24 protein-coding genes and 1 pseudogene are annotated in these 24,772 nt (G+C 65.4%); 11 read left to right on the top strand and 14 right to left on the bottom strand.

From position 1 onward, the window contains the following. Window positions 1–139: 139 nt before the first annotated feature. Together CXY79_RS11680 and CXY79_RS11685 are read left to right on the top strand one after the other, a co-directional pair. Window positions 140–988 (top strand): Cof-type HAD-IIB family hydrolase, encoded by an 849-nt coding sequence (locus CXY79_RS11680; protein WP_255409035.1) that lies wholly within the window; start codon window positions 140–142, stop codon window positions 986–988. A gap of 275 nt (window positions 989–1,263) precedes the next feature. After that, the gene (locus CXY79_RS11685; RefSeq protein ID WP_104101549.1) at window positions 1,264–3,147 is read left to right on the top strand and encodes an FAD-binding monooxygenase; all 1,884 of its coding nucleotides are present in this window, start codon (window positions 1,264–1,266) and stop codon (window positions 3,145–3,147) included. Window positions 3,148–3,247: 100 nt separating this feature from the next. Here CXY79_RS11685 and arfB read toward each other — a convergent pair whose 3' ends face one another. The 3 genes and pseudogenes from arfB to CXY79_RS16970 all read right to left on the bottom strand — a co-directional run. Beyond that, on the bottom strand, window positions 3,248–3,670 hold the full coding sequence (arfB, locus tag CXY79_RS11690) for an alternative ribosome rescue aminoacyl-tRNA hydrolase ArfB (protein WP_104101551.1): 423 nt from the start codon (window positions 3,668–3,670) through the stop codon (window positions 3,248–3,250). Between the two features lie 130 nt (window positions 3,671–3,800). Then, window positions 3,801–4,715 (bottom strand): HNH endonuclease signature motif containing protein, encoded by a 915-nt coding sequence (locus CXY79_RS11695; protein ID WP_104101554.1) that lies wholly within the window; start codon window positions 4,713–4,715, stop codon window positions 3,801–3,803. A 145-nt stretch (window positions 4,716–4,860) separates the two neighbouring features. After that, a pseudogene (locus CXY79_RS16970) lies at window positions 4,861–5,211 on the bottom strand (DUF222 domain-containing protein); the annotation flags it as partial. On the opposite strand from CXY79_RS16970, the gene CXY79_RS16235 reads away from it, so the two are divergent. Beyond that, window positions 5,122–5,319: a hypothetical protein gene (locus CXY79_RS16235; protein ID WP_199186760.1), complete on the top strand. Its 198-nt coding sequence runs from the start codon at window positions 5,122–5,124 to the stop codon at window positions 5,317–5,319. The pseudogene CXY79_RS16970 and the gene CXY79_RS16235 sit on opposite strands and share 90 nt — an antisense overlap. A 387-nt stretch (window positions 5,320–5,706) precedes the next feature. On the opposite strand, the gene CXY79_RS11705 is transcribed toward CXY79_RS16235, so the two are convergent. Further along, the gene (locus CXY79_RS11705; RefSeq protein WP_233191442.1) at window positions 5,707–6,552 is read right to left on the bottom strand and encodes a pseudouridine synthase; all 846 of its coding nucleotides are present in this window, start codon (window positions 6,550–6,552) and stop codon (window positions 5,707–5,709) included. A gap of 308 nt (window positions 6,553–6,860) precedes the next feature. Here CXY79_RS11705 and nrdD point away from each other — a divergent pair, with 308 nt between their 5' ends. After that, window positions 6,861–9,098 (top strand): anaerobic ribonucleoside-triphosphate reductase, encoded by a 2,238-nt coding sequence (gene nrdD / locus CXY79_RS11710; protein WP_104101561.1) that lies wholly within the window; start codon window positions 6,861–6,863, stop codon window positions 9,096–9,098. Next, on the top strand, window positions 9,091–9,693 hold the full coding sequence (gene nrdG, locus CXY79_RS11715) for an anaerobic ribonucleoside-triphosphate reductase activating protein (RefSeq protein ID WP_104101565.1): 603 nt from the start codon (window positions 9,091–9,093) through the stop codon (window positions 9,691–9,693). The genes nrdD and nrdG overlap by 8 nt, the downstream gene beginning before the upstream one ends. A 1-nt stretch (window position 9,694) precedes the next feature. Here nrdG and CXY79_RS11720 read toward each other — a convergent pair whose 3' ends face one another. The 7 genes from CXY79_RS11720 to CXY79_RS11750 all read right to left on the bottom strand — a co-directional run bounded on the left by CXY79_RS11720 (window position 9,695) and on the right by CXY79_RS11750 (window position 15,707). Beyond that, window positions 9,695–10,471, bottom strand: coding sequence for an SCO1664 family protein (locus CXY79_RS11720; RefSeq protein WP_104101567.1), 777 nt, complete (start codon window positions 10,469–10,471; stop codon window positions 9,695–9,697). Next, a complete protein-coding gene (locus CXY79_RS11725) occupies window positions 10,471–11,043 on the bottom strand; it encodes a DUF3090 domain-containing protein (RefSeq protein ID WP_104101569.1) in 573 nt (190 codons plus the stop codon). The genes CXY79_RS11720 and CXY79_RS11725 overlap by 1 nt, the downstream gene beginning before the upstream one ends. A gap of 9 nt (window positions 11,044–11,052) precedes the next feature. Continuing rightward, on the bottom strand, window positions 11,053–11,757 hold the full coding sequence (locus CXY79_RS11730) for a histidine phosphatase family protein (RefSeq protein ID WP_104101572.1): 705 nt from the start codon (window positions 11,755–11,757) through the stop codon (window positions 11,053–11,055). Window positions 11,758–11,897: 140 nt separating this feature from the next. Continuing rightward, window positions 11,898–12,923: a glycine betaine ABC transporter substrate-binding protein gene (locus tag CXY79_RS11735; protein ID WP_104101575.1), complete on the bottom strand. Its 1,026-nt coding sequence runs from the start codon at window positions 12,921–12,923 to the stop codon at window positions 11,898–11,900. Then, entirely contained in the window at window positions 12,924–13,649 is a 726-nt protein-coding gene (locus tag CXY79_RS11740; protein WP_104101721.1) for an ABC transporter permease, read from the bottom strand. It abuts the gene before it with no gap. Between the two features lie 107 nt (window positions 13,650–13,756). Next, window positions 13,757–15,004, bottom strand: a complete 1,248-nt coding sequence (locus CXY79_RS11745) for an ATP-binding cassette domain-containing protein (protein WP_104101723.1) — start codon at window positions 15,002–15,004, stop codon at window positions 13,757–13,759. A gap of 61 nt (window positions 15,005–15,065) precedes the next feature. Beyond that, complete coding sequence (locus CXY79_RS11750; protein ID WP_104101578.1) at window positions 15,066–15,707, bottom strand: ABC transporter permease; 642 nt, start codon at window positions 15,705–15,707, stop codon at window positions 15,066–15,068. A gap of 242 nt (window positions 15,708–15,949) precedes the next feature. On the opposite strand from CXY79_RS11750, the gene CXY79_RS11755 reads away from it, so the two are divergent. Continuing rightward, window positions 15,950–16,738: an SDR family oxidoreductase gene (locus tag CXY79_RS11755; RefSeq protein ID WP_104101581.1), complete on the top strand. Its 789-nt coding sequence runs from the start codon at window positions 15,950–15,952 to the stop codon at window positions 16,736–16,738. Between the two features lie 235 nt (window positions 16,739–16,973). On the opposite strand, the gene CXY79_RS11760 is transcribed toward CXY79_RS11755, so the two are convergent. Both CXY79_RS11760 and CXY79_RS11765 read right to left on the bottom strand, forming a co-directional pair. Then, on the bottom strand, window positions 16,974–18,680 hold the full coding sequence (locus tag CXY79_RS11760) for an AarF/ABC1/UbiB kinase family protein (RefSeq protein WP_104101583.1): 1,707 nt from the start codon (window positions 18,678–18,680) through the stop codon (window positions 16,974–16,976). Between the two features lie 37 nt (window positions 18,681–18,717). After that, on the bottom strand, window positions 18,718–19,284 hold the full coding sequence (locus CXY79_RS11765) for a PadR family transcriptional regulator (protein WP_104101585.1): 567 nt from the start codon (window positions 19,282–19,284) through the stop codon (window positions 18,718–18,720). Between the two features lie 197 nt (window positions 19,285–19,481). Between CXY79_RS11765 and CXY79_RS11770 the strand changes: the two genes are divergently transcribed. The 5 genes from CXY79_RS11770 to CXY79_RS11790 all read left to right on the top strand — a co-directional run bounded on the left by CXY79_RS11770 (window position 19,482) and on the right by CXY79_RS11790 (window position 24,007). After that, window positions 19,482–20,375 carry a DUF808 domain-containing protein gene (locus tag CXY79_RS11770; RefSeq protein ID WP_104101726.1) on the top strand — a complete coding sequence of 298 codons (894 nt, stop codon included), beginning with the start codon at window positions 19,482–19,484 and terminating at the stop codon, window positions 20,373–20,375. A gap of 50 nt (window positions 20,376–20,425) precedes the next feature. After that, a complete protein-coding gene (locus CXY79_RS11775) occupies window positions 20,426–21,049 on the top strand; it encodes a LysE family transporter (RefSeq protein ID WP_104101588.1) in 624 nt (207 codons plus the stop codon). A gap of 133 nt (window positions 21,050–21,182) precedes the next feature. Beyond that, window positions 21,183–22,382, top strand: coding sequence for a lycopene cyclase family protein (locus CXY79_RS11780; RefSeq protein ID WP_104101590.1), 1,200 nt, complete (start codon window positions 21,183–21,185; stop codon window positions 22,380–22,382). Then, complete coding sequence (locus CXY79_RS11785) at window positions 22,379–23,320, top strand: Brp/Blh family beta-carotene 15,15'-dioxygenase (protein WP_104101593.1); 942 nt, start codon at window positions 22,379–22,381, stop codon at window positions 23,318–23,320. The genes CXY79_RS11780 and CXY79_RS11785 overlap by 4 nt, the downstream gene beginning before the upstream one ends. Before the next feature lie 57 nt (window positions 23,321–23,377). Further along, the gene (locus CXY79_RS11790) at window positions 23,378–24,007 is read left to right on the top strand and encodes a DUF808 family protein (RefSeq protein ID WP_233191450.1); all 630 of its coding nucleotides are present in this window, start codon (window positions 23,378–23,380) and stop codon (window positions 24,005–24,007) included. Between the two features lie 42 nt (window positions 24,008–24,049). Here CXY79_RS11790 and CXY79_RS11795 read toward each other — a convergent pair whose 3' ends face one another. Then, the gene (locus tag CXY79_RS11795) at window positions 24,050–24,754 is read right to left on the bottom strand and encodes a hypothetical protein (protein ID WP_104101595.1); all 705 of its coding nucleotides are present in this window, start codon (window positions 24,752–24,754) and stop codon (window positions 24,050–24,052) included. Between the last annotated feature and the right edge of the window lie 18 nt (window positions 24,755–24,772).

Here is a 24,772-nt window from a genome sequence, read left to right on the forward strand (position 1 = left end):
ACGCTCAGTTCGCGCGCAACTCGGAGCCCGGCGGGCAGAGATGACATCATCGAGAGAGACAGCGTCGTCGTCAGAGACCAAGGGACGCGAGCGAACACTCGTGGATTCCGGGAACGAACAACGACCGAAAGCCGCCGCAGTGAACCACTTAGCAGAGCCCTCCGACATCCGACTCATCGTTTCAGACATGGATGGCACTCTTCTCGACGACGACGGCAACGTGCCCGACGCGTTCTGGCCGCTCCTCGACGACCTCCATCGGGCCGGGATCCTGTTCGTGCCGGCCAGCGGACGCCAGTATCAGACACTGCACGGCATCTTCGGCGAGCACGACGGACTCATCTACATCGCGGAAAACGGAACCAACGTGGTGCAGGACGGCATCAGCATCGACGTCGAACCCGTCATGTCCGAGATCATCGCCCCCATCGTGGACTGGGTGCGCGGCACCGCCGCCACGGGTGCCGACCTGGGGCTCGTCGTCTGCGGCGCCCGGAGCGCCTACATCGAGCGCAGCGACGAGCGCTTCGTCGACCAGGTTCGCCGGTACTATGCAGCGGTCGAGGTCGTAGCGGATGTGCATGCGGCCGCCCTCGACGATGTCATCTTGAAACTGGCGATCTACGACCCTGCCCGCGCCGAACAGCGAAGCGGACCGGCCTTGCGCGGCCTGGGGCTGCCCGCGGAGGTCGTGGTCTCGGGCGAGAACTGGGTCGATGTGATGCGCCAGGGAGCGAACAAGGGTCGAGCGTTGGAACGGCTCCAGCAGCAGCTCGGCATCAGCCGGGCCCAGACGATGGCGTTCGGCGACTACCTCAACGACGCCGAGATGCTCGATGCCGCCGGGCACTCCTATGCCATGGCCAACGGCCACCCGAGCATCCTGGCGCGCGCCGCGAACATCGCGCCGTCGAGCTCGGAGGCCGGCGTGGTCAGCAGCATCCTCGCCGCCCTACCGCACCTGCAAAGTGCGCACGTGACCGCCTGATCGCCCGGTAGCTCCCTGCCGCGCCTCCGTCCCGAACGAATTCGACGGAGATTTTGCCCATAGCGGGCCCGAACACGACGGAATGGCTGTTTTCGACGAGAATCTCCGTCGAATTGGTTCGCCGCCTCTCCTCTAGTCCTGGCCGGCCGGATGATATATGATCCGAGAAGCGATAATAGAACTGTGTGTTCGATTATCGAACACGTCAGGACATGCACGCTACGACAGTGACGTCCGATTCACCCACGCAGAGCCCACAAAGAAGTGAGGAAGCCGTGCAGTTTCACCACCACGGATACGTGTCCACCGATCCCCGCATCCAGGATGCCGCCGGGGTCGGCCTCAATCGCCCGGGCGAGCTCCCCGAGAACGTCGACGTTCTCATCGTCGGAACGGGCCCAGCCGGCATGATCACCGCCGCGCAACTCTCCCAGTTCCCCGGTATCACGACCCGCATCGTCGAGCGCCGCGGTAAGCGCCTCGCAATCGGGCAAGCCGACGGCATCCAGGCCCGCAGCGTCGAGACCTTCCACGCGTTCGGTTTCGCGGAACGCATCATCGCCGAGGCCTACCGCATCACCGAAATGGCCTTCTGGACACCGGACCCCGCCGACGTGACCCGCATCATCCGTTCGGCCCGTGCCGTGGACGACCCCACCGGCATCAGCGAATTCCCGCACCTGATCGTCAACCAGGCGCGTGTTCTCGACTACTTCGCCGAAGTGATGGCGCACTCCCCCACGCGAATGGAGCCGGATTTCGGCTTCGACTTCCGCAGCCTGGAGAACACCGACGAGGGCGAGTATCCCGTCACGGTGACGCTCGTGCACACCACCGGGGAGAAGCAGGGCCAGGAACGCGTCGTGCACGCCAAGTACGTGGTGGGCGCCGACGGTGCCCGCAGCGCTGTGCGCGACTCGATCGGCTGTACGCTCGCCGGCGACCAGGCATTCCACGCCTGGGGCGTTATGGACGTGCTCGCGGTCACCGACTTCCCGGACATCCGCATGAAGTGCGCGATCCAGTCCGAATCCGGCGGCAACATCCTGCTCATCCCGCGCGAGGGCGGATACCTATTCCGCATGTATGTGGATCTCGGCGAGGTGGCCGCTGACGACAACGGGGCAGTGCGCACGACGACGATCGAGGAGATCATCGCGAAGGCCAACGGCATCCTCCACCCGTATACCCTCGACGTGAAGAATGTCGCCTGGCACAGCGTGTACGAGGTCGCCCATCGTCTCACCGATCGGTTCGACGACCTCCTCCCCCACGAGATCGGCACACGCACCCCGCGGGTGTTCATCACCGGGGACGCCTGCCACACGCATAGCGCCAAGGCCGGCCAGGGCATGAACGTGTCGATGCAGGACGGCTTCAACCTGGCCTGGAAACTCGGCTACGTGATCGAAGGCCGCAGCCCCGAATCCCTGCTCGGTACCTACTCTGCCGAGCGCCAGGTCATCGCAAAGAACCTGATCGATTTCGACAAGACCTGGTCGACCCTGATGGCGACGAAGTCGGAGGACCTGGAAGTTCCACTGGAGGAGTTCTATACGAAGACGGCCGAGTTCCCGTCGGGTTTCATGACGGAATACCCGCCGTCGATGCTGACCGGCGAGGCAACACACCAGCACCTCGCCACGGGATTCCCGCTCGGCAAGCGCTTTAAGTCCGCCCCGGTGGTGCGCGTCGGCGACGCCAACCCCGTGCAGCTCGGACACCACCACCGCGCCGACGGCCGGTGGCGCCTGTACGCGTTCGCGGATGCCGCTGTGTCCGGCGATGCCTCGGCGCTGACCGAGTGGGCCGAGTGGATTCGCACCTCACTAGAGTCGCCGCTGCTCGCGTACACCCCTACCGGGAGCGACATCGACAGTGTCTTCGACGTCAAAGTGGTCTACCAGCAAGAGCACACCGGGGTGGACATCGGCCGGGTTCCGGGCGTTTTCCTGCCGATAAGAGGACCCTTTGAGCTGATCGACTACGAAAAGCTCTATGCAACCGACCCGGCGCACGACATCTTCGAGCTGCGCGGGATCGACCGCGACGGTGCCGTCGTGGTGGTGCGCCCGGACATGTATGTGGCCAACGTGCTGCCGCTGACCGCGACCGCTGAGCTCGCGGCGTTCTTCCGACAGATGTTGCTGGTGCGGTAGCCGCTCCTGCGTTAGCCACTCCTGCGGACACCTCAGGCCGCGAGAGCGGGTGACTCGTCGCTTTGAGCTGCGCTGTTCGACGATTCACCCGCTCTCGCAGCTAGTCGGCGGACGGCCTCTGCCGCTGCTTCTTGGTGGCCGACCGCTGTTGCTTCGCGGCGAGGTGCCTTCGGCCCGAACCACGGGTGGGTTTGGTCGGCCGGCGGATGGGCGCATCGGGAGCCAGGCCCGTGGCCACGATGTCGGCGAGCTTCGCCAAAGCGAGCTCGCGGTTGCGCAGCTGGGAGCGCCGCTCGGACGCGGTCACGGTGATCGCCCCGTCGACGAGGCGTTTGGCGAGGCGGGTGAGCAGGCGCATCCGCTGGTCGTCGGAAAGCTTCTCCGACTCGGCAACGCTCCAGATGAGCTCGACGCGGCTGTCGGAGGTGTTCACGTGCTGGCCGCCCGGCCCTGACGACCGCGAGAACCGCCAGCCGAGTTCGCGCTCGGGAATAATCAGCGCGGGCGACACCTCCAGATCCATGTGACCAGCGTGACACGATCTTGGGGTTGGTGTCGGCTGGAGTGCTCCGGTGGCCAAGCATCACCGTGATCGCGCCTGTCGAACTGTGGGGGCACTGTGCGCCCGGGTGGTGGCGGACGAAGCCACGTTCCTAGGAGGCGGTGGTGACCCGATTTCGGGAACGCACGTTGACGCTGGTCGAGCCCGCCGAGACCGGTGAGCGGCTGGCCGGGTTCCCTCCCCCAGGCCGCCAGGTGCGGGTGGGGTCGTAGCAGTAGGGTGCCCTGACTTCGGGTGTGCCGCGGATCATGCGGATGTTCCAGCCGGAGGTGTCGATGCTGTGGTGGTGGTACCAACACAGCAGGACCCCGTTGGTGATCTCGGTTTTTCCGCCGCGGTGCCAGGGGGTGACGTGGTGTACTTCGCACCAGGCGGCGGGCACGGTGCAGCCGGGAATGATGCAGCCGCCGTCGCGGGCTGCGATGGCGCGGCGTTGGGCCCGGTTGAAGAAACGATTCTCGGTGCTGAGGCTGAGGACCTCGTTGTGCGGCCCGAACCGGATCTCCTGAAAACCACCGGCGCAGAGCGCCTGCTTCACACTTGTCAGCGAGATCGGCGCTTCGACGCCGTCGATCCAACCCACCCCATGGTCGGCGGTAAGGTCGGCCTGGTTGACGTGGATCATGACGGTGGGGGCGGCGCCGCCCATGGTCGGGGTCCCCGCGTCACGGGTGGCGGCTTCGAACACACCACGGAGGATGTCGGCGCGTTTCTGACCACCGTTACGGTCGTCGCTGAGGGCCGCGGCCTCCGCCCCCGGGATCAGCTGCCCGGCCGCCATGCGCGCCTGTTCTTCTTCGGTCGGAAACTTGGGCGCCGCGTGGGCGGAGAGATACGTGTCGAAGATGGCGTTCATGATGCCGCGGAGCTCCGGCGTGACTCCGCCGCGGAGCGGGTAGAGACCGTCGCGGAAGAGCCCGAACCCGACAGTGCTGCGGGCCTCGGCGACGGGCTCGTTGGGGGCGGTGCCGTCGGGATCGAGGCGAGCCTGCCACTGGCTGGCCATACCCCGCACCAGGTCCGCAGGAAACGCNCCCCGCCATACCCCGCACCAGGTCCGCAGGGAACGCGAACCCCTCCCCGGGCAGGCCGCGGATGTCGTCGGTGACGGCGCCGGTCGCACTGGCCACCAGGGCACGTTCGGCAGTGCCGAACTCGTCGGGCGCAACCCGGGCCGCGACCAGGTCGAGGGCCGTGACGATGTTCTCGGCCGCGTCCACGCCGAGGTCCCCGGCGGTGAGGGCGTCCGCCACGGCCGGGTAGTAGGGCGGCAACATGCTGGTGCCCGCCCGGCGCGGGGTCACGTTCTCGCCCAGGCGCACCCGCCGGTTCGCCTCACGCGACGAGACGCGGGTCAGGCGGGTGATCAGGTCGATGCCGCTGCTAGCCCCGTTCTTATACGCCAGGGACTCATGGCCCAGGATGCGGCGGGACCGCACCGAAATGTCGGCGGCAGAGGCAACCCTGGCCGCATCGACCCGACGGCCGAGGTCTTCAACCATGCCCAGCACCATCATCGCGTCCGCCTCGCCCAGGAGCGAGAAAGACACCGAATCCAGCACGGCCGCGGCCAGATCACGGGCCTGCTGCAGCTGCTGCACGAGGGGTGACTGTGCACGGGGTGCCTGCGCGAGGGGTGCCTGCGCGAGGGGTGCCTGCGCGAGGGACGGCACCGCCTGCGGTGAGGCGGTGGGGTGGTGCGGAGTGGAGGCTCCAGTCATACCCTAATAGTAGATGTGTACTAATAATAAGTCAAGAGGTTCTGCACGAGTATAGAAAGTAATTCGGTCGGCGCGGTGCCGTGGTTGGCCGACCACGTGCATCCGTCGGTGCGCGCCTCAGGCACCGCGGGCTCCCTAACGAATTCGACGGAGATTTTACCGATTTCGAGCCCAAACGGATGTTCTGGGCCGGTTCTGAGCAAAATCTCCGTCGAATTCGTTCGGCCGGGGGCCGGCGGCGGATGCGTCGCGATGGGTCGGGAGGTTGGGGCGCCTTCAGGCTGAGCCAGCAGCAGCCCCAGCAACAGCAACAGCAACCTCAGCCTGCAGCGGAAGCGCCCGGAAGCTCTCGAAGCGGCGCAACTCCCCGTCGATCGGATCGGTGAAGGTCACCTCGCTCGCCAGGAGCTGCAGCGGGCGGGTGAAATCGTCGAGCGCGACATCCTGAACGAGCGGGTACACCGGGTCATCGATGATGGGGATCCCTAGGCCCAGCATGTGCATTCGCAGCTGATGGGTCTTTCCGGTGCGCGGCGTCAGCCGATAGACGCCCGTGTGCTGCAGAACGGTCTCCAGCTCGATCAGCGACTCGGCATTGGCCGGGTCGTCGGTCACCTCGGCTTGCCAGTGGCCGCGCCTGCTCGTGAGGTGGTTGCGCACGGTGACGGGCAAATCCAGATCCGGCCGCAGCGGGGCCAGCGCCCGGTAGGTCTTTTCGACCTCGCCGCGTTGGAACATCGATTGATACTCCCCACGCCAGCGCCGCTCCGTCGCCAGAACCACGAGGCCCGATGTCACCCGATCCAGGCGATGCAACGGCGAGAGCTCGGGAAGTCCCAACTCGGCGCGCAAGCGCACCACCACACTCTGTACAACGTGTCGGCCGCGCGGAATGGTCGAGAGAAAGGCCGGCTTGTCGATCACGACGAGTCGGGCATCCCGATGCACCACGTGGATGGTCCCGGGCACGACTGTCTCATCGGCGAGATCGCGATGAAACCAGACAAAGGTACGCGGGCCGTAGGGGTCGCTGCCCACGACCAGCGCGCCCGACTGATAGGCGAAGCGTTCCCCGGCCAGAAACCCGGCGACATCGACAAACTCGGCGAGTCGCTCGAGCAACCACGCACCCATGGTCGGCCACGGATGCGGCCCGGCCCGGCCCCCATCCGGCGTGCATACCCAGGCAGCGTCAAGCCCGTGGCGCTGTGGCAACGGGGAGGGCGGTGGCATTCACCGATCGTACGCCGCCTGGCAACCGCTCCACCAACTCGGAGACACCGGCGGCGAGCCGAAGCACATGACTGCGAAACCCTACAGGTAGTATGTGAATCGCACCCCAACCACTAGATGTGGTTCTTTCGCCCGACTCAGCGTCCCGCCCGATTGCCGTGGGTACCGACCCAAGGAGATGGCAGCGCGTGCTGAAAATGGAAAATCCCGGCGCAGGAAACCTCACGACCGAGCATGCTCTGGGCGCGCTCATGGTGGCCAAACGGGACGGCCGCCTGCTCGCCTTCGACAACGCCCGCATCTACGCGGCACTGGCCAAGAGCTTCACCGAGGTGAACGGCGAGTTGACCCCGCTCACGCACCGCACCATCCGTGACCTGGTCGCTCGCGTCGACCGCGAGATCGCCTCGCGCTTCGCGGTCGACATCAAGATCTACGAGGTGCAGAACATCGTGGAACACGCCCTGCTGGACAGCAAGGAGTACGACGCCGCCGAGGCCTACATCAACTACCGCATCCAGCGGGACTTCGCCCGCAGCAAGGCCACCGACATCAACCACTCGATCATAAAACTGATCAGCAAAGACGAGTCGGTCGTCAACGAGAACGCCAACAAGGACAGCGACGTCTTCAACACCCAGCGCGACCTGACCGCCGGCGCGGTGGGCAAGGCCATCGGCCTGAAGATGCTGCCCCCGCACGTCGCCAACGCCCACCAGAAGGGCGACCTGCACTTCCACGACCTCGACTACCACCCCTACGCGCCGATGACGAACTGCTGCCTGATCGACTTCACGACGATGCTGAGCCAGGGCTTCCGAATCGGCAACGCCGACGTCAACCCGCCCCGGTCGATCCAGACGGCGACGGCCCAGATCTCGCAGATCATCGCCAACGTGTCGTCGAGCCAGTACGGCGGATGCTCGGGGAACCGCATCGACGAAGTTCTCGCCCCCTACGCCGAGAAGAACCTCGAAAAGCACCTGGTCGACGCAGGCAAGTGGATCGCGGATAAGTCGCAGCACCGGTCCTATGCCGAGGAGAAGACCCTCAAGGACATCTACGACGCGATGCAGAGCCTCGAATACGAGATCAACACCCTGTTCACCTCGAACGGGCAGACCCCCTTCACCTCCCTGGGCTTCGGCCTCGGCACCAGCTGGTTCGAGCGAGAAATCCAGAAGGCGATCCTACAGATCCGGATCGAGGGGCTCGGCAGTGAGAAGCGCACGGCAATTTTCCCGAAACTGATCTTCACCATCAAGCGCGGCCTCAACCTTGCACCGAACGACCCGAATTACGACATCAAGCAGCTTGCGCTGGAATGTTCCACCAAACGCATGTACCCCGACATCCTCAACTACGACAAGATCGTCGAACTCACCGGCAGCTTCAAGGTGCCGATGGGCTGCCGCTCGTTCCTGCAGGGCTGGACCGACGAGCAGGGCAACGACGTCTCCGAGGGTCGGATGAATCTCGGAGTCGTGACACTCAACCTGCCCCGGATCGCCCTCGAGGCCGCCGGTGACAAGGACAAGTTCTGGAGCATCCTTGCCGAACGGGTGAGCACGGCGCGCGACGCCCTGCTCTTCAGAATCGACCGGTGCAAGGAAGCGACCCCGGAGAACGCCCCGATCCTCTACATCTACGGCGCCTTCGGCCAACACCTGAATGCCGGTCAGCCCGTCGACACCCTCTTCAAGAACAAGCGCGCCACCGTTTCCCTCGGCTACATCGGCCTCTACGAGGTGGCCGCGGCCTTTTACGGCGGTGACTGGGAGTCCAATCCCGAGGCGAAGGACTTCACCGTCGAGATCCTGCGCACGCTCCATGGGCGCACCCAGGAGTGGAGCACCGAGTACGGCTACCAGTTCAGCGTGTACTCGACGCCGAGCGAGAGCCTGACCGACCGGTTCTGCCGACTCGACACCGCGAAGTTCGGCGCCGTGGCAAACCTCACCGACAAGGACTACTACACCAACAGCTTCCACTACGACGTGCGCAAGAGCCCGACGCCGTTCGAGAAGCTGGACTTCGAGAAGGTCTACCCGGCGTACTCCTCCGGCGGGTTCATCCACTACTGCGAATACCCGATCCTGCAGCAGAACCCCAAGGCACTCGAGGCGGTATGGGACTACTCCTACGATCGCGTCGGCTATCTGGGCACCAACACTCCGATCGACCGGTGCTACGCCTGTGGCTTCTCGGGCGACTTCGACGCCACCCCGCGTGGGTTCGAGTGCCCCGAGTGCCACAACGCCGACCCGATGACCTGCGATGTCGTCAAGCGCACCTGTGGCTACCTCGGCAACCCGCAGGCCCGCCCGATGGTGCACGGCCGGCACACCGAGATCACCTCCCGGGTCAAGCACATGCCGGGCGCCACCGGCATCCGTGGGGCGGATGCCGCGGCATCCGTCGCCGTGGATGCGTAACCCCCGGCCCGGCGAGTGGCTGTCGGAGAAACTGAGCCAGCGGTACGTCGGCGACTACAAGCCCTTCGTCTTCGTCGACGGCGAGGGGGTGCGGTGCAGCCTGTACCTGTCCGGTTGCCTGTTCGCCTGTGAGGGCTGTTTCAACAAGGCCACCTGGAGTTTTCGCTACGGGCAGCCGTACACCCAGGAACTTGAGGATCGGATCCTGGCCGATCTCGGCCAGGAGTACGTACAGGGCCTCACCCTCCTCGGCGGGGAGCCGTTCCTCAACACAGGGGTGTGCCTGGCCCTCCTCGACCGCGTGCGCCGGGAGTTCGGCACGTCGAAGGATGTGTGGTGCTGGACCGGCTACACGTTCGAAGAACTGTTGCGGGAGAGTGCGGACAAGCTGGCCCTTCTCGGCACGATCGACGTTCTGGTCGACGGTCGGTTCGAACTGGCCAAACGCGACCTCAAACTGCAGTTCCGGGGCAGCAGCAACCAGCGGATCATCGACGTTCAGGAGTCCCTGGCCAGTGGACAGGTGACGCTGTGGGGCGGGCTCACGGACGCGACCGGCACCTTCGAACAGATCGAGAAACGGAACCTGATCTAGGTCAGAACAGCGGCCAGGGCACCGCGGGCATGTCGCCGCGCGGCGCCGGGAACCGCCCTTCAGAGCGCAACCGGTCGCAGCGTGCAGCCAGTGCGGCGATCTCGGCGTCGGTGAGCAACCCGGTGAGGATGTCGCCGAGCTCGCCGGTCAGCTGCGCACTGACCCGGTCGATCCCGTCCAGCTCGTCGGCGATGAGCTCGTCGCCCAGCCAGCCCCAGAGCACGGTGCGCAACTTATGGTCGACGTGAAAGGTGAGGCCGTGGTCGATGCCGTGACGGTGCCCGTCCGGCATCGCCAGGATGTGGTCGCCCTTGCGATCGGCGTTGTTCACGATTATGTCGAACACGGCCATGCGTCGCATCGCGGCCGAGTCCTCATGGATGAGGGTCACCGCACGATTGTGCTCGTCCCGGCCGTCGAAGACGCGACGCCAGCCCGGGGTCGGCGCGGCTTCCCACGGGACGAGGTCGACGGCATCCTGATCGGGATCGGTATGCTGCCACAGCTGCACCATCCCCCGGCCCATCGGGCCACCCCGCAGCCAGGTCCGAGGCACGACGTTCCAGCCGAAGGCCTGCGAGACCAGGTAGGCCGCGGCCTCGCGGTTGGCGAGGTTGCCGTCGGGAAAGTCCCACAACGGATTCTCGCCGGCGATGGGCTTGTAGACCACCGTGAATCCGCCGATAGTGCCGAGGAAGGTCGCGTTCGAGGCCGTCGTGATGCGTCCCGTGAGCTCGAGCTCACCGTCGAGCTCACCGTCGAGGGCGGCATCGTGCATCAGGGGCTGCCGGGGAGGGTGCAGGTGTGTCCGTCGGCGTCGATGGGGTTGCCGCAGAGCGGGCAGAGGGGGCGGCCGGCCCCCACCACCTCGCGCGTGCGCTTGGCGAAGGCCCGGGCGGTACCGACGGGCATCCGTACCAGGAGCATCTCCGCCGGCTCCTGCATGATCGCGTCGAGCAGATCCTCGTCGGGCACGTCGTCACTGGCCGGATCGACTTCCACGAGCGGATAGGCCTCAAGCACAACCTGCACGGTCGAGGGGTCCCAGCCCAGGCTCATCCCGCCGGTGCGGAATTCCTCCGCGACGGGCTGATCCAGCGGCTCGTTGTCGACGAGTTCGACGGGGGTAGTGCTTGGGATGCTGAACGGGTTGCCCTCATGGCTCATCAGCTGGTCGAGCATCTCATCGATTTTCTCGGCGAGCAGCGCGGATTGTTGTTTCTCCAGGGCGATGCTCACAATCTGAGCTCCGGTGCGCACCTGCAGGTAGAACGTGCGAGAACCAGGCGGACCGACGGTACCGATGACGACACGATCCGGCCAGGCAAACTCATGGACGATTGTGGGCATGTGGGTATTTTAGGCGACCGTCGTGTGCGGCGCCTGACCAGCCCCGCCACCCACCGGCGCGTCGGCCAGAGGGGCGCTGGCGCCGAGCCAGGCGAGGTCGCCGGCATCCGTGTTGATGGCGTGCACGCTCGGCCGGCTGGTGCCGAAGCGCACGATCGAAACGGATGCCGGACCCACGTTGATGCGCTGAAAGAGGTCGAGGTGCATGCCGAGCGCATCGGCCAGAACGGACTTGATGATGTCGCCGTGGCTGACCGCCACCCACACCGCGCCCGGACCGTGCTCGGCCTCGAACGCCGCATCGTGACGACGGATGGCCGCGACCGACCGGGCCTGCATGGTCGCCATCGACTCTCCGCCGGGAAAGGTGACGGCCGACGGCTGAGACTGCACTGACGACCAGAGCTTCTCCTTGGCGAGATCGCCGAGGGCTTGGCCCTGCCACTCACCGTAATCGCACTCGGTGATGTCCTCCTCCACCGGCGTCACGAGCGAGCCGGCCTGCTGATCCAGGATGAACTGAGATGTCTGCCGGCAGCGCTCCAGAGGACTCGACACCACGCCGACCAGCGGCACCACGGCCAGGCGCTTGGCCGTGAGGGCGGCCTGGTCCTGCCCGATCTGGTCGAGTCGAACGCCGGCAGCGCGGCCGGCCAGCATTCCGGTGGCATTTGCGGTGGTGCGGCCGTGCCGCACGAGGATGACTGTGGCCATGGGTACAGCCTAGACAGGCAGGGTGGGAACGGAGCCCGGCCAGACGATCTGATGCTTGAGGAAGCCGGATGTCACGTCGCGTCCTCCAAGCTGACCGCCGACACCGTCCACGCGGTGCAGTCAGCTGGTCTCTCCGTGATTCAGTCGGTCGGGTCGGTGATGAACCCCTCGTCGATCATCCAGGCATAGGCCACATCAGCGGGTTCCTTCCCGTCGACGTCAACCTGACGGTTCATGCCGCGCAGAACCTCGTCGGTGAGCTTGGGCGAAATCCGAGCGAAGATCTCTTCCAGGCCGGGGGTGGCCTCGATCGACTCGGTGAAGAAGACCGGCGCGACGTTGTACGCAGGGAAAAACGCGAGATCGTCGATCAGAACTGTGAGGTCGAGCGCGTCGAGTCGACCGTCGGTCGTGAAAACCTCGCCGAAGTTGCAGGCGCCGTCGTCGGTCGCGCTGTAGATCGCACCGGTGTCGTAGATTCCGATGTTGCCATTGGGCACCCCGTCAGCGGCGCCACGTTCGAGTCCGTAGTGGGCGAGCATGGGGTTCATGCCGTCCGGCCGGGAGTTGAATTCGGATTCGACGCAGAAAGTGCGATCCTCCACCGGCAACGCGGCGAGTTCGGACATGGTCGTGATGCCGCCGAGCTCGGCGACCGCCTCACTGCGCACAGCCAGGGCATAGGTGTTATTCATCGGGGCCGGTGCGCCCCAGGTGATGCCGTTCTGGATGTCGATGTCATACACGGCTTGCCACATTTTGTCTTGGTCGGCGATCGACTCATCCTGACCGAGGTAGGTCAGCCAGGCGGTTCCGGTGTATTCCCAGAGCATGTCGGCCTGACCAGAAAGAATCAGCTCGCGGGTCGGCTGGCTGCCGGGCAGATTGCTGAGGTCTGTGACGTCGAATCCCGCGGCGGTCCCGGCGAGCACCGCGATCTTGCCGAGCAGTAGCTGCTCCGTGAAGTTCTTGGACGTGACCGTGAGGTCGACGCCCTCGGCGCCCTCGAGCGGGGTGATCGACCCAGGTCCGACCGCGGGAACGTACGAGGTTGCCGGCTTCAGGCCGCAACCGGTCAGAGCGACTGCGGACAGGGTGAGGAGACCGGCTACCACCCCCCAGCGGCCGAGGGACGTGAGGCGGGTGCGAGAAGACGAGCGATACATCTAGAGTCCCTTCGGGCGGGCGATGTGTTCCACAACGCGGCCGACCCAGTCGATGAGCAGGGCGAGCAGAGCCACGAGCAGCGCTCCGGTGACGAGCACGGGGGTGAGGCTGAGATTGACGCCCGTAGTGATCAGGATGCCGAGTCCGCCGCCGTTGACGAACGTGGCCAGGGCCGCGGTGCCCACCAGCAGAACGAGAGCGGTGCGCACGCCCGACAGCATGACCGGAACGGCGAGCGGGAGCTCCACCCGAAACAATACGGCGGCGGAGCTCATGCCCATGCCTCGTCCGGCCTCGATGAGGCGGGCGTCGACCTGCTGCAGGCCCACCATGGTGTTGCGCAGCACCGGAAGCGCGGCGTAGAGCACGAGACTCAGCGTCGCGGCCCAGAAGCCGAAGCCGACCCAGAACGCGAGCAGCACGACGACGCCGATCGCGGGGGCCGCCTGACCGAAGTTGGCGATGGCGAGCACCGGAGCGGTCAGAAACCGCAAGGGTCTGCGGGTCAGGGCGATTCCCAAGGGAATCGCGATGACCAACACGATCACCGCGGCGAGCAGGGTGAGCTGGATGTGCTCCACCGTGTAGACCCAGAGCGCGCCAGGAGCGAGGGTGGTGAGCACGATCGGCGACAGGTTGGCCGTCAGCAGCCAGATCACGAGCGCCAGGAACGCGAGCAGGATGCCGGCCAGCTGGTAGACCAGTCCCCGCCAGGATCGCCACACCGTGCGCGCACGGCTGACCGGTACGCCGGTCGCAGTCGGGTCGCCCGGCGTTTCAACGGCGGAATCGCCGCCGGCAAGGCCCGCCTCTGTATGCGGGGTGCGGGTACTCACTGAACGGACCGCGCGTCAGCGCCGCTGGGATCGGTCTCGATCAGGTCTGCCTCGGCGGCAGACACCTGCGCCTGGAACAGGCCGGTGTTCAGCCCGACGGGGGCCTGGTCTGACTCAAGCACGGCAGCGGACTGTGACCGGGTGATGGCGTCCATCACGGTTTGAACGTCGATGACGCCCTTGAACATGTCGCGGCGGCCCGTGACGAGCGCGGCCCCGGCGCTCGAGACGAGCATCGTGTCGAGCGCGTCATTGAGAGTAGCCCGCTTGCCGACGAGCGGAAGTTTCGGGTCGGGAACGTCGCTGATGACCTCGAGGCGGCCGAGCTGGCGCGCGGAGAGCCACTGGATGGGTCGGCGACGCTCATCGACGATGACCGCGTGGCCGTGGCCGGTCTCGACGACGCGGGCCAGCACATCCGCTGCCCGTTCACCGGGTTTGCCCACGACGGCGTCGCTGAGGCTGACCTCCGCCACCCGGGTCAGGGTGAGCTGTTTGAGGCCGGCGCCGGACCCGATGAAGTTTTCGACGAACTCGTTGGCCGGGTCGCCGAGGATGCGTTCCGGAGTGTCGTACTGCACGAGCTGGGCACCCTCGTTGAAGATGGCGATCCAGTCGCCGAGCTTGACGGCCTCGTCGAAGTCGTGGGTCACGCAGACGATGGTCTTCTGCAATTCTTCCTGGATGTTGATCAGTTCGTCTTGCAGGCGCAGTCGGGTGATCGGGTCGACGGCGCCGAAGGGCTCGTCCATCAGAAGCACGGGCGGGTCGGCCGCGAGGGCGCGCGCCACGCCGACGCGTTGCTGCTGGCCGCCGGAGAGCTCCTTGGGGTATCGGTCGCGGTAGAGCGCCGGGTCGAGGGAAACAAGCTCGAGAAGCTCGTCGACGCGGGCCGCGATGCGGGCCTTGTCCCAGCCGAGCATCTTCGGCACGATGCCGATATTGGTGGCGACTGTCATGTGCGGGAAAAGTCCTCCGGCCTGAATGACATAGCCGATGCCTCGGCGCAGGGTGTCGCCGTTCATGTCGGTGACGTCGTCGCCATCGACGACGATGCGCCCCTCAGTCGGTTCGATAAGCCGGTTGATCATCTTGAGTGTCGTGGTCTTGCCGCAGCCCGAGGGACCGACGAGCATCACGATCTTGCCGGCCGGGATCTCCATGGTGAGACCGTCGACGGCGGGGCGCGCCTGGCCGGGGAACCGCTTGGTGACGTGGTCCAACAGGATGCTTGCACCGGTGATGCCGGTGGGGGTGACGGATTCTTCGGTGCTGCTGGATTCAGCAGGGTTGGATGCAATGTACTCAGACACGGATACCTCGAGGTGTGGTCAGGCGGCCGAGGCCGACGAGAAGGAGATCAAGAATAAGGGCGAGCACGACAACGCCGATGACGCCCGTCAGCACTGACTCGAGGGAGTTGGCGCCGCCGAGTCGGGATAGGCCGGAGAAGATGAATCCACCCAGGCCCGGGCCGAGGGAGTATGCGGCGATCGCGGCGACACCCATGACCATCTGAGCGGATACCCGAACGCCCGTGAGGATGATCGGCCAGGCGATCGGCAGTTCCACCTGCAGGAGCGTGCGAAACCGGCTCATGCCGATGCCGCGGGCGGATTCCACGATCGATGGAGCGATACCCGACAGGCCCACGACCGCGTTCCGCAAAATGGGCAGCGTGGCGAAGAACGCCACCACGACGACGGCCGGAAGGACACCGAAGCCGAGCGGCGCGATGAGCAGTCCGATGAAGGCAAACGACGGGATGGTCAGGCCGATGGCCGACACCGAGTTGGCGATCCCGGTGAGCGCGGAACTGCGGTAGACGAGTGAAGCCAGCACGACGGCAATGACGGTCGCCAGGATCAGGCACTGAACGACAAGGCTGAAATGCTGCCAACTGCTGAATAGGATCTGCTCATACTGATCCCCTAGAAAGTCCAACACATCAAAACCTCTTCGAGTCGAGAACACACTGATTCACCGCCACCGGCACGGGCGCAATGGGAGGCGCGGATGCCGAACTGGATGGGGACGCAGGCTGTGAGCCTTCGGTGAGGGTTGCTGAGCATTCTCGCACGGCCACCCCCCTATTGCCGCAGCGAGATATAACGAACCGGTGTGCGCCTGACTGGCCGACTGGATGCTCCTCTAGGGTGTGAACACCGTTTACGTCAGGAAGCAGCTGAATGAATTTCGATCTCGCAGGCAAGACCGCCCTCATCACCGGCGCCAGCTCGGGCATCGGCAGTCACTTCGCCCGAGCCTTCGCCGCGACGGGGACGAGCCTCATTCTGGTGGCCCGCCGAACCGAGAAATTGGAGGCTCTCGCATCCGAATTGCGCAAGCAGAACGGGATCGACGTCCACGTCATTTCGCAGGACCTGAGCGAGCCCGGTGCGGCCGCCGCGGTCGAGCACCAACTCCTCGACCAGCAGATCACCGTTGATGTTCTCGTGAACAACGCCGGCTTTGGAACCAATGCGCGCCTGGTCGACGAAGACCGAGCCCGCCTTCACGCGGAAATCGCTCTGAACGTCAGCACGCTGGTCGACCTGACGGCTGCCTTCCTGCCGGGCATGGTGGCCCGAGACTCGGGCATCATCGTGAACATCGCCAGCACCTCGGCGTACCAGCCCGTGCCCGGGATGGCGGTCTACGCAGCCACGAAGGCGTTCGTCCTGTCGTTCACCGAGGCCGTCTGGGGCGAGACCCACAACACCGGAGTGCGGGTTTTCGCGGTGAGTCCGGGGTCCACCGACACTGAGTTTTTCGACATCGCCGGTTCGCAGTCACCCGGCAAGCGAGTGCCGGCCTCGAATGTCGTCGACGTGACCCTGGCTGCCATCAGCGCCAGAAAATCGGTGCCGTCCGTGATTGTCGGTGCGCGCAACAGAGTCACCGCATCGCTCGTCACGTTCATCCCGCGCAGAACGGTGATCACACTTGCCGGTTCGATCTTCCTTCCCCGGGGCTAGCCGATCGGTCTGTGGCTTTCCGAAGGTCAGGTCCAGTGCCAGGTCGAGAGCAAATTCGGCCAGGGCACCATCGGCCGGCTTTCGCCTCGCGGGGCACTTCTGACGCCGCCGCGGTGAAGTGAGCGACCGGGCGCGCGTCGTGACCTCGAGGCCGACGGCAACCCCGCATCCCGCTTTTCGTTCTGACCAGACATAGGCATTTCAGTAACCGAAATGGCGTTCCACGCAGTCGGGACTAGAGCAGCGGTCCGCGCCGCGCCGATAGCCCGGCGAAGAGGGCGTGCAACAGCGGGAGCGCGGACACGGCTACGAGCACCGTTCCGAGCACGACATCTTCGGCACGAAGCAGAATGCCGCCGATCAGCAGAGCGGCGAAGAGGATTGCCGAGACGATCTGACGTGCGGTTCGCTCGATGATGACCAAGCGACGCTCGATCCGGGGAGTCTGCACCGAGACGGTACCGTCGTCGAATCGCGTCGTGAGGCTGTCGAGCCGCTGGGGAAGCCGCGCGATGATGGCCGCAACCGACGCCACTTGCTTCGCGGTCGCCTGCACCACGTTCCCGCCCTCGGCGCGGATCAATTGGGCGGAATATGGCTCGACGGAATTCCAGATATTGAAGGCGGGGTCGAGCGAACTGCACATTCCCGAGGTCAGCGACATCGCGCGCACGATGAGCAGAAAGTTCTCCGGAAGCTGAAACGGCAGCGAGCGCACCACATCACCGAACTCGATGGCGAAGGCGCGGAACTCGCGCGGGTCGACATCCTGCAACTCGGCGAAACCCATCCCGCCGAAACGGGCGAACAGCTTCGTCATCGCGCGCTCGAGTTCGGCGGTATCAGCGGACGGCAGGAGCACACCCACTTCGCGGATGCCGTCCACCATCCCCTTTCCGTCCCGTGACGCGGCGGCGATGAGCAGATTCACCAGGCCCCGACGCAGGACATCGGGCACGTCGCCCATCATCCCGAAGTCGATGAAGGTGAACTTCCAGGCCCGGCCGTGGTCCGCTCCGGGTACACCGGCGGCGAGCGGCGTGACGAAGATGTTTCCGGGGTGCGGGTCGGCGTGGAAGTAGCCATTGACGAAGAGCTGGTCGAACATGACCGCCGCGAAGTCCTCGGCAACTTCTGAAGGGTCGATTCCGGCTGCCCTCAGCCCGTCGACGTCGTTGATCTTGATCGCGGTCACGTCTTGGAGGGTCAGCACGCGCCGCGTGGTGCGCTCCCACACCAATTCGGGAACGCTGACCCGGGGGTCGTCTGCGAAGTTCCGCTCGAACCGTTCGGCGCTTGCCGCCTCGTGCAGGTAGTCGATCTCCTCAAGACTCGTGACCGCGAACTCCTCGACCAGGGCGGGCATGTCGACGCGATCCGAAACGAGACGCACGTGGCTGAGCCAGCGGGCAACACGTCGGAGAGCGCCGAGGTCGACCTCGACGATCTCGCTGATGCCCGGCCGCTGAATCTTGACGACGACGTCGAGCAGGCCGGTCTCGGCGGCATCGAGTTCCGACAGCCGAGCGCGGTGCACCTGACCGAGGGATGCTGCGGCCAGCGGCGAGGGATCGATGTAAGAGAACGCACGCTCGAGCGTCACACCCAGCTCGGCTTCAGCGACGGCCTGGATCGCCGGAAAGGGCACCGGCGGAACCTCGTCTTGCAGACCTTCGAGCTCTTTCGTGATCTCCGGCGGCAGCACGTCGAGGCGCGACGACATGAACTGGCCGACCTTGATCATGAGGCCACCCAGGTCGACCGCGAGCACGTGGAAGCGCTGCGCGATGTGCTGCAGTCGCGCCGATCTGCTTCGTGCCGCGACCCGCGCGAGCCCGACCCGCGGGAGAAGGACCTCGTAACACCACGTCTGCGCCAAATACAGGGCGGCGAACCGCAAAATCCGGCGGTAGCGGGCACGCAAGTCCGCGACGTCGGTCATCTGATCTCCGTGATGCCGACGTGCTGAGGGCACTCGGTCAGTCCTGGGCGAGGATGGCGTACAGCTTGCGACGCGCCTCATCCAGGATGGCGACAGCCTGCTTCACCTGCTCCGGGTTGCCGGATCGCGCGACCTGCGCGGCGGCCTGAGCCAGGTCGATGCCGGCCTTGGGCAGCGCGGCCGCCCGCCCGGTGTCCCGAGCGCTCTGGGCCTCCCACGGGGCCGGCTGGTCGGCCATGGCATCCGCTACCCCGCGGCCTTCGTCCGTGAGCGAGTAGGTCTTGCGACCGTTGGACTCCTCGGCGTTGATGAGGCCCTCGTCCGCAAGCAGCTGAAGCGTGGGATACACCGAGCCGGGGCTCGGCTTCCAGGCGCCATTGCTGCGTTCCTCGATCTCATGAATGATCTGGTAGCCGTGCATCGGCTTCTCGGCGAGCAGCGCAAGCACCGCCGCACGCACGTTCCCGCGTGCCATTCTCGGACCGGCCTTGCGGTCGAACTGTCCGCGCAGCTGCTCCATGGCATCCCACATTCCGCTGGGCCAGCCCTCACCAGCACCGCCCCGGCGTGCCCTGAACCCGTCACCCATAAATGAACCACTCATGATGTCCTCCTCAGCGCCGAAGCCATCCGGCTCGACGATAGTTAACGATATATCGTTCGCGACGTGATGGCGAAACCAGGATCAATCTTCTTTCCACCGTCTGGGAGGCGCCTGTGCCCACCCTGCCGCGCGGTAATGTTGACCCCATTGCCGTCGCCTTGCACCAGGACGACGCCCCTGAATCCGAGGAGAACCAGATGTCCGTCGGCCTGCTCGCCGTTGTCGATGACATACTCACCGCCGCTCTCAAAGCTAGCGCGAAGACCGCAGGCGTCGTGATCGACGATGCGGCCGTCACGCCTCAGTACGTTCAGGGACTGTCACCGGCGCGCGAGCTTCCCATCGTGTGGCGGATCGCTCTCGGTAGCCTGTTCAACAAATTCGTCATCATCATCCCGCTCGCACTACTCCTCTCCGCCTTTGCGCCGTGGGTGTTGCCGTGGCTGCTGATCATCGGCGGTACCTATCTGTGTTTCGAGGGTGCGGAGAAAGTCACCGAGTGGTTCGGAGTTCATCACGGCACTGACAACACTGAGATGCGAGATGAGCGAAAGCTCGTCTTCGGTGCTATTCGCACCGACCTCATCCTCAGCACAGAGATCATGCTCATCGCACTGGCGGGTCTCGATCCCGATTTTGGCATCTGGATGACGCTCGGCGCCTTGGTCGTGATCGGCCTGGGGATGACGGCGCTCGTCTACGGTGCGGTCGCCCTGCTGGTCAAGATCGACGACATCGGGCTGACGCTGATGAAGCACCCGGTACGACGGGTCAGACGCACCGGCGCGCGCATTGTGCGATCGATGCCGGCCGTGTTCCGAGTGATCAGCGTCATCGGCACGGTCGCCATGTTGTGGGTAGGAGGCCACCTGGTGATCGTGAACCTGAACGACACGATCTGGAGCGTTCCCTACGACGTTCTGCACGCCGTGACGCAGGCGGTCGAACCTGCCGGACCCATCATTGCCTGGGTCACCGACACCGCGATGTCGCTCGTTTTCGGGCTCATTCTCGGCCTGATCATTGTCGCGGCCCTGTCCGGGATCTCGCGCCTTCGCAAGCAGAATCGGTCCCACCGCGTAACGGCCTGACCCCGTCGCCGGCTGGCAAGCCGCAATCAGCATGAAACGAGGATGTCCCGGTGCAGTTCTCCCTGTGGGTGGCCCTTGTCGGCGCGGGCACTCTGATCAGCTTCACGCCCGGTGCGGGGGCGATCAACACCATGAGCAACGCTCTCAACGCGGGCTTTCGCCGCTCCATCTGGGGAATCCTCGGCCAGCAGGCCGCGCTTCTCATCCACATCGTGATCGTGGCACTCGGTGTCGGTCTGCTCGTGGCCGGTTCTCCGATCGCCTTCAACGTCATTCGCTACGCGGGTGCCGCCTACCTCGTCTACCTGGGCATCCGTCAGTTTCTGGCCAAGCCGGAACTCGATGGCGAGCGCACCCGGGCCCTGAGCGATGAGCCCCGCTGGTCGATGTTCCGACGCGGGCTGTGGGTGAACATGCTCAACCCCAAAGCGATCGTGTTCTTCCTCGCGTTCCTGCCTCAGTTCATCCGGGTGGACAGGCCGATGCCGACCCAGTATCTGATCGTCGCGGCCACCGTCGTTGCGATCGACATTCTGGTGATGTGGTTCTTCTTCGCCGGAACAGCGCATTCATTCGCGCGATTCACCCGCGACGATCACGGCCAGCGCGTGTTGAACCGTGTCTTCGGTGTGCTCTTCGTGGCTGTCGGCGTGCTGCTCGCGGTCCTCCACTGAGGAGTCCAAACCACCGGTTGAAGGTGTTTTTCGCAGCCGGGTGAGCAGCCGAAAAATCACATACCAAGACCACTAGGCTGTTCGAAGATCGTCCCATTGGCACCTCGGACGTGATCGAGCGCAAGGAGCACAGATGACGCCTGCCGTGGACGCCGACCTCGTGATACTAGGTGGTGGACTCGCCGGTCTCACGCTGGCCGCCCGGCTGGCCCGAGTACGTTCCGGTTTGCGCGTCGTGGTGCTGGAACCCCGCACGGCCTATCAGGACGACCGCAGCTGGTGCTTCTGGCGACCGGAACAGCACGACCTGTCACACCTGGTCTCACGAAGCTGGAAGACCTGGACCTTTTCGGATGCGGCGGGCCTCACCGTTCGGCATCGGGTACCCGGGCTGGCCTACCAGTACATTCGGGGCAGCGATTTCTACGCGAGCGCGCAGGCCGACATCGCCGAGTCTGCGAACGTCGACCTGCGCCTCGGCGTGCACGCCGAGACGGTCGACGCAGTCCCCGGCGGCGTTCGGGTTGAGACGAGCGCGGGCCCCCTACTGGCCCGTCAGGTGGTTGACACCCGACCACGGGCCGCCGAGTCGATGCTCTACCAGAGCTTCGTGGGCTTCGAACTGGAGCGTGAGCATCCGTTGCCGTTCGAGCTCGGCGAGGTCACGCTGATGGGGTCGCTCGACGCCGACGCTGAGGGTTTGAGCTTTGTGTACGCCCTGCCGCTCGGCCGGAACCGCGCGATCGTGGAGTGGACCCGCTTCGGCACGGCGCCGATAGAGCGGGAGCGCCTGGTCGGCGAGCTCGACGAGGTACTCACCGGGCTCGGCCTGGCCGACGCCCGCCGGGTGCGCACCGAGGGTGGCGTGCTGGCCATGGGTCTGGGCCGGCAGACGGCGTCGCCGATCCCCGGGGTCGTGCACGCCGGCAATGCCGGCGGGGCGCTGCGGGCTGCCTCGGGCTACGGGTTCCTGCGCATTCAGCGCTGGGCTCAACTCTGCACGGAGAGCCTGCTCGCTGGCCAGGGGGCGGTGGGCCACCCAGACGAACCTCGGGCGAGGCGCGCCTTCGATCGCATCTTTCTGCAGGCCGTTCGGGCGCATCCGGAACGCACCGCGGAGTATTTTTTCGCCCTCGCCCGCGGCGTTGCCCCCGCCGCGCTGGTGCGCTTTCTCAGCGACGGCGCCCGACCCACGGACTACGCACGCATCATCGCGAGCCTGCCGTGGACCCCTTTTCTTGCCCAGGTGGCCGCGCCTGCGGCGTTCAGCCCGGCACAGACCCTGCCGGCCACCAGACCGACGCCGACCACAGAAACCAGCGTGCAGCGATGACCGATCAGACCACTCCTCCCCGTAGCGAGGCCGCCCGCGTCACGCCGCGGCGGCGGCGCGTGCCCGCCGAGACGGTGGTGTTCTCCAGCCTGGCCCTGGTCATTCTGGCCGTGGTCGGACTGGGCATTCCCATGCCCTCGCCCACGGTTCAAATCGTGCTACTGGGCATCCTCGCCGGTGTGCTGGGCCTGCCCCACGGCGCTCTCGATCCACTGATCGCGCGCCGGGCTGGGCTGTGGCGCACTCCGCTGGGCTTCGCCGGGTTCAACGCGGTCTACATTCTGGTCGTGGTCGGCGTGGTGCTGCTCTGGCTGGTCGCGCCCGTGCTGAGCCTGGTCGCGTTTTTGCTCGTGTCGGCGCTGCACTTCGGCTCCGATTGGAATGCGGACCGGTCGGTCGGGCTGCGTTTTCTCGCCGGATTCGGGCTGCTCACCGTGCCGGCGCTGTCGCATCCTGACCAGGTCAGAGCAATCTACGTGGTGCTGTCCGGTGACGGAGGCGCAGTGGTGGCCAGCGTGCAGGAGTGGCTCGGGCCGATCGCCGTGGCAGGTCTGATGATCGCTGCCCTGGTCGCCCTGCGACACCGGCCGAGCGAGAGCGTTGAGATCGTGCTCGCCACAGTGCTCGGCCTGGCCACAGAACCGCTGGTCTTCTTCGTGCTGTATTTCTGCGCACTGCACAGTTTTCGGCACTTGAAGGGAGGATTCCAGGAGGAGCGGGGCGGCGGACGGCAGACGGCCCTCCTGGTCGTGGTCTACACCGTGGTCCCCCTCCTCGCGGTAGCGGTCTTCCTCGTCGCGTTCGGCCCCGGCGGCGTTCTCAGCGAGCAGATCCTGCAGCTGGTGTTCATCGGTCTGGCAGGGCTCACCGTGCCGCACATGATGGTGGTGACCTACGAAATTCGTCAGCGACGAGCAGCTGGTGCGGTTCTGCTGTGACATCTCCTGCCCGTGCCGAGCGGAACTGTGGTCAGCACTGCGTCGCCCACCAGGGTGATGCCCCCATTCGAGGAGGTCCAGATCTCGGTCGGCTTGCTCGCCGTAGTCGATGACGTACTTACCGCCTCCCCCACGGCGAGTGCTAAGACCGCAGGAATCATCATCGACGACGCGGCCGTCACCCCACAGTACGTTCGGGTTTTCACACCGGCACGCGAACTCCACGCTGTCAGGCAGATCGCACTCGGCAGCCTGTTCAACAACTTCATCATCATCCCGCTCGCACTGCTCCTTTCCGCATTCGCACCATGGGTGTTGCCGTGGCTGCTGATCATCGGCGGCACCTATTTCTGCTTCGAGGGTGCGGAGAAAGTCACCGAATGGTTCGGCGCCCACCATGAGGCTGACGACACTGAACCGCGGGATGAGCGAAAACTCGTCTTCGGCCCTACTCGCACCGACCTGATCCTCAGCACAGAGATCATGCTCATCGCACTGGCGGGTCTCGATCCCGATTTCGGGACCGGTTTGACGCTCGGCGCCCTGGCGGTGATCGGCCTCGGCGCGCGCATCGTGCGGTCAATGCCGGCCGTGTTCCGGCTCATTCTGGGCCTGAGCATTGTCGCGATCTTTTCCGGAGTGTCGCACTTTCTGGAACGGAATCGGACAGACCGCGTAGCGGCCTGACGAGAGCCTCGTGGGCGTCGGCGTGCTGCTCGCCGTCATCCACTAAGAATCTGAGGATGCTTCTGCGTCTACCCGGGCTGCGAATTCCTCCATGCCTGTGGCGATGTTCTCTTGTCGAGAGTCGTCATCTTCGGGGTTGTCAGGAGCGTCATACGGCCAAGACATGTACACGTTGGGGTCGATCACGAGGAACGCGGCCAGCGAGCTGCTCGGGATCGCTTCATAGTCGCGCACCTGCTCGTCTGACTGGTCCATGCCCATCCAGGCGATACCCGTGTTTTCTGGCAGGACAACCCAGCCTTGACCGCGGAACACCTCGGCGAGATCTGGTGGGACGCTGGCATGCACCTGAGCGAAACCGCGGGTGGTGAGGGCCGGTGCGAGAGTATTGAGGAGTTCCCGGCACACCTGCGCGGATCCACCGGTGATCAGCAGCTCGAAGACGGCGGTGCCGTGATCGCTGATGATTGCATCGTCGATGTCATCGTCGGTGGAGTCTTCGTCGAGCTGATTTTCGTCAACGTAGCTGTCCGGTTCGGTGACAAGAGCGCCGAGAAGCCGGCCGTCATCGGTTTCGGCGACGAGGGCCAAAGCCATGGACTCAATTTGGAGTTCGATGGTGTCGTCGAAATAGGTCTCAGGCGCGTCATCGACTTCGGCCTGCGGATGTTCAGCGAACAACGCGACGAAAGCGGTCCGATGCTTCTTATTGAGGCGTCGGACTCGGAAGCTCAGTTTCTCGCTCATGCTTGAGCCTCTCGACGA

Source organism: Cryobacterium sp. M96 (assembly GCF_002929845.1).
GTDB lineage: Bacteria > Actinomycetota > Actinomycetes > Actinomycetales > Microbacteriaceae > Cryobacterium > Cryobacterium sandaracinum.

Bases quoted from the DNA above. Each gene is read 5' to 3' on its own strand.
- arfB (WP_104101551.1), bottom strand. From the start codon at position 3,670: ATGGATCTGGAGGTGTCGCCCGCGCTGATTATTCCCGAGCGCGAACTC.
- CXY79_RS11695 (WP_104101554.1), bottom strand. From the start codon at position 4,715: ATGGCCAGCCAGTGGCAGGCTCGCCTCGATCCCGACGGCACCGCCCCC.
- CXY79_RS16235 (WP_199186760.1), top strand. From the start codon at position 5,122: ATGGCCCAGGATGCGGCGGGACCGCACCGAAATGTCGGCGGCAGAGGC.
- nrdD (WP_104101561.1), top strand. From the start codon at position 6,861: ATGGAAAATCCCGGCGCAGGAAACCTCACGACCGAGCATGCTCTGGGC.
- nrdG (WP_104101565.1), top strand. From the start codon at position 9,091: ATGCGTAACCCCCGGCCCGGCGAGTGGCTGTCGGAGAAACTGAGCCAG.
- CXY79_RS11720 (WP_104101567.1), bottom strand. From the start codon at position 10,471: ATGCACGATGCCGCCCTCGACGGTGAGCTCGACGGTGAGCTCGAGCTC.
- CXY79_RS11725 (WP_104101569.1), bottom strand. From the start codon at position 11,043: ATGCCCACAATCGTCCATGAGTTTGCCTGGCCGGATCGTGTCGTCATC.
- CXY79_RS11730 (WP_104101572.1), bottom strand. From the start codon at position 11,757: ATGGCCACAGTCATCCTCGTGCGGCACGGCCGCACCACCGCAAATGCC.
- CXY79_RS11735 (WP_104101575.1), bottom strand. From the start codon at position 12,923: ATGTATCGCTCGTCTTCTCGCACCCGCCTCACGTCCCTCGGCCGCTGG.
- CXY79_RS11755 (WP_104101581.1), top strand. From the start codon at position 15,950: ATGAATTTCGATCTCGCAGGCAAGACCGCCCTCATCACCGGCGCCAGC.
- CXY79_RS11760 (WP_104101583.1), bottom strand. From the start codon at position 18,680: ATGACCGACGTCGCGGACTTGCGTGCCCGCTACCGCCGGATTTTGCGG.
- CXY79_RS11765 (WP_104101585.1), bottom strand. From the start codon at position 19,284: ATGAGTGGTTCATTTATGGGTGACGGGTTCAGGGCACGCCGGGGCGGT.
- CXY79_RS11770 (WP_104101726.1), top strand. From the start codon at position 19,482: ATGTCCGTCGGCCTGCTCGCCGTTGTCGATGACATACTCACCGCCGCT.
- CXY79_RS11780 (WP_104101590.1), top strand. From the start codon at position 21,183: ATGACGCCTGCCGTGGACGCCGACCTCGTGATACTAGGTGGTGGACTC.
- CXY79_RS11785 (WP_104101593.1), top strand. From the start codon at position 22,379: ATGACCGATCAGACCACTCCTCCCCGTAGCGAGGCCGCCCGCGTCACG.
- CXY79_RS11790 (WP_233191450.1), top strand. From the start codon at position 23,378: ATGCCCCCATTCGAGGAGGTCCAGATCTCGGTCGGCTTGCTCGCCGTA.
- CXY79_RS11795 (WP_104101595.1), bottom strand. From the start codon at position 24,754: ATGAGCGAGAAACTGAGCTTCCGAGTCCGACGCCTCAATAAGAAGCAT.